This is a genomic window from Terriglobales bacterium (genome assembly GCA_035624475.1).
Taxonomy (GTDB): Bacteria; Acidobacteriota; Terriglobia; order Terriglobales; family Acidobacteriaceae; genus DASPRL01.
Genome location: DASPRL010000266.1, coordinates 1 through 2,415, shown reverse-complemented (window position 1 = coordinate 2,415; position 2,415 = coordinate 1). Strand labels below are relative to the sequence as shown.

Sequence of the window (2,415 nt, the reverse complement as noted above, 5' to 3'; positions counted from 1 at the left end):
GGCGTGGACCTGCTGGCGGGCGACAACCTCTACCGCAGAGCCGACGGCAGCGCGCGCAACCTGGTGCGCTTCCACGGGCGGCAGATCATGAGCATGGAGGAATACGTGCGCCTGGAGGAAGTGGAGGGCGACTACGGCGGGCAGTTTGAGTCCTTCAACGCGGTCTTCAGCCCGCGCGGCGACGATGGCCGCCCCATGCCCATGTTCGACACCACCACCGGCAAGCCCGACCCGGTGGTGGTCAAGGAGTGGGAGGACAATTACGACATCGACGCCTACCTGAAGAGGAACTGGGACCGGCTGCGTCCCGAGCTGCGCGGCAAGCTGCACGTCTGGGTAGGCACGGAGGACAATTTCCACTTGGAGGAGGGGGTGCGCCTGCTGGAGCAGACCCTGGAGCAGCTGGGCGGGGCGGAGGCCAGAGTCACCTACGTGGAAGGCCGCGACCACTTCGACCTCTACCGCGGCGGGCTGAGCCAGGAGATCGCGCGCCAGATGTACGCGGTCGCGCGCCCGGAGAAGAAGAAGGATTAACCGCGGAGATGGCAGAGGAAAAACAAATCTGGAGAGAGTGTCATGCTGAGCGAGCCGGAGTCCCGCTCAGCGGGACGACGGCGAGTCGAAGCACCTGGCGTCTTGTTTGCGAGGACCTGCGGATGCAGAATCAGGCTGCCTCAAGGATGTCATCCTTCCGCCGACCGAAGGGAGGCGGGAGGATCTGACGACAACGCCTGCTCCACCAGTGCGGTCGTGCCGCCACGGTCGTCAGATCCTCCGCTCGGCTCCGCCTCGCGAAGGATGACAGCTCCGATGATCCCTCTCCTTCTCTGCGATCTCTGCGTTCTCTGCGGTTAATCCTTCCCTCGCGGGTCGGGCAGCTCGGAGTGGGCGTAGTACAAGTCGGCGACGGCCTGCTGGGCGCGGGCGGCGAGGGCGTCCATGTCGCGCGGCCCCAGTCCCTGGGTGGGGATGGGCTCGCCCGCCACGAGCAACAGGGGCCGCGGCCGGATGTGGTAGGTGTCCATGGGCAGCATCTCGTAGGTGCCCACCAGCGCCAGGGGCACCACGTCCACGCCGGCGCGGATGGCGGCGTAGAAGGCCCCGCCTAGAAAAGGCTTGAGGTGGCCGTCGGGCGAGCGCCCGCCCTCGGGGAAGACCACCAGGGGCATGCCCGCGCGCAGCGTCTCCACCGCCTGCGCCAGCCCGCGCTTGGCCAGGCGCACGTTGTCCTTGTCCACCTCGATCTGCCCCGAGCGCCGCAGGTGCCAGCCCACGAAGGGATAGCGGAAGATCACGCTCTTGGCGATGATGCGGAAAGGGAAGCGCAGGTACACGTAGAGCATGGGGATGTCGAGCGCGGAGATGTGGTTGGCGACGTAGAGGTTGGGCCGGGTGGTGTCCACGCGCTCCAGGCCCCGGACCGTGACCGGCGCGCCGATGGTCTTCAGGATGAGCCACGACCACAGCCGCGCGAACCTGTGCTGCACCCGCCCGCGGCGGTCGAAGAGGGAAGAAAGCAGCGAGAGCGCCCCCAGCACGATGGTGTAGGACCAGATCAGCGGGTCGTAGAAGAAGTAGCTGCGCAGGCGGCTGAGGAGCCCGTACTTCTTCTGCACCACCCTTCGACTTCGCTCAGGGCAGGCGCCGGACACAGAGGGCACAGAGGAAGAAGAAGGCGGGGGAGAGCTTCCCGGCTCCGAGGGAGCGCCCGGCGGTTTGGTTTCGCTAGTCGCCATGGAGCACGGCCAGGGCTTCGCCGACCACGTAGATGGAGCCGGTGACCACCACGATGCCGTCGGGGGCGGCGAGGGAACGGGCGCGGGCCAGGGCGGCGGGCACGTCGGGCTCGCACCGGATCTCGGCGGCAAAGCGCGGGGCGGCGGCGCGGATCTCCTCGGGCGCGGCCGAGCGCGGATTCTGGGCGCGGGTGGCGATCACGTGTGCCGCCAGCGGGAAGAGGATCTCCGCCATCTCGGCGATGGCCTTGTCGCGCATGGCGCCGAAGACGAAGGTGAGCGGGCGCTCGCCGCAGCCGGCGGAGAGGGTCGCGCGCAGCGCCCACGCCCCGGCGGGGTTGTGGGCGACGTCCAGGACCAGTTGTCGGTTCCCCGTTCCCAGCTCCCAGTTGACGACCTGGAAGCGGCCGGGCCAGCGGGTCTCGCGGATGCCTTGCTCGATCTGTGCGGCGGAGATGGAGAAGCCGCACTGGTTGAGTTCCACGGCGGCGGCGACGGCCAGCGCCAGGTTGCGCAACTGGTGGCGGCCGGGGAGGGGGGAATCGATCTGGATGACCTCTCCCAGGACTTCGAGCGGGTACTGGTTGCGGAGAGAGTCGTGAGTCGTTGGTCGTTGGTCGTTAGCAACTGCAGATCCCTCGCTGCGCTCGGGATGACCATCCGAAGGGGAGGCCCCGGG

The 2,415-nt window shown here is 68.2% G+C and carries 3 protein-coding genes; 1 reads left to right on the top strand and 2 read right to left on the bottom strand.

All coding sequences use genetic code 11. From position 1 onward, the window contains the following. On the top strand, positions 1-534 hold a 534-nt coding region (locus VEG08_10660), incomplete at its 5' end, for an enterochelin esterase (GenBank protein HXZ28447.1). A gap of 317 nt (positions 535-851) precedes the next feature. On the opposite strand, the gene VEG08_10655 is transcribed toward VEG08_10660, so the two are convergent. Beyond that, the gene (locus VEG08_10655; protein HXZ28446.1) at positions 852-1,619 is read right to left on the bottom strand and encodes a lysophospholipid acyltransferase family protein; all 768 of its coding nucleotides are present in this window, start codon (positions 1,617-1,619) and stop codon (positions 852-854) included. A gap of 106 nt (positions 1,620-1,725) precedes the next feature. Beyond that, the coding region (locus VEG08_10650; GenBank protein ID HXZ28445.1) for a cyanophycin synthetase at positions 1,726-2,415 on the bottom strand (690 nt) is incomplete at its 5' end.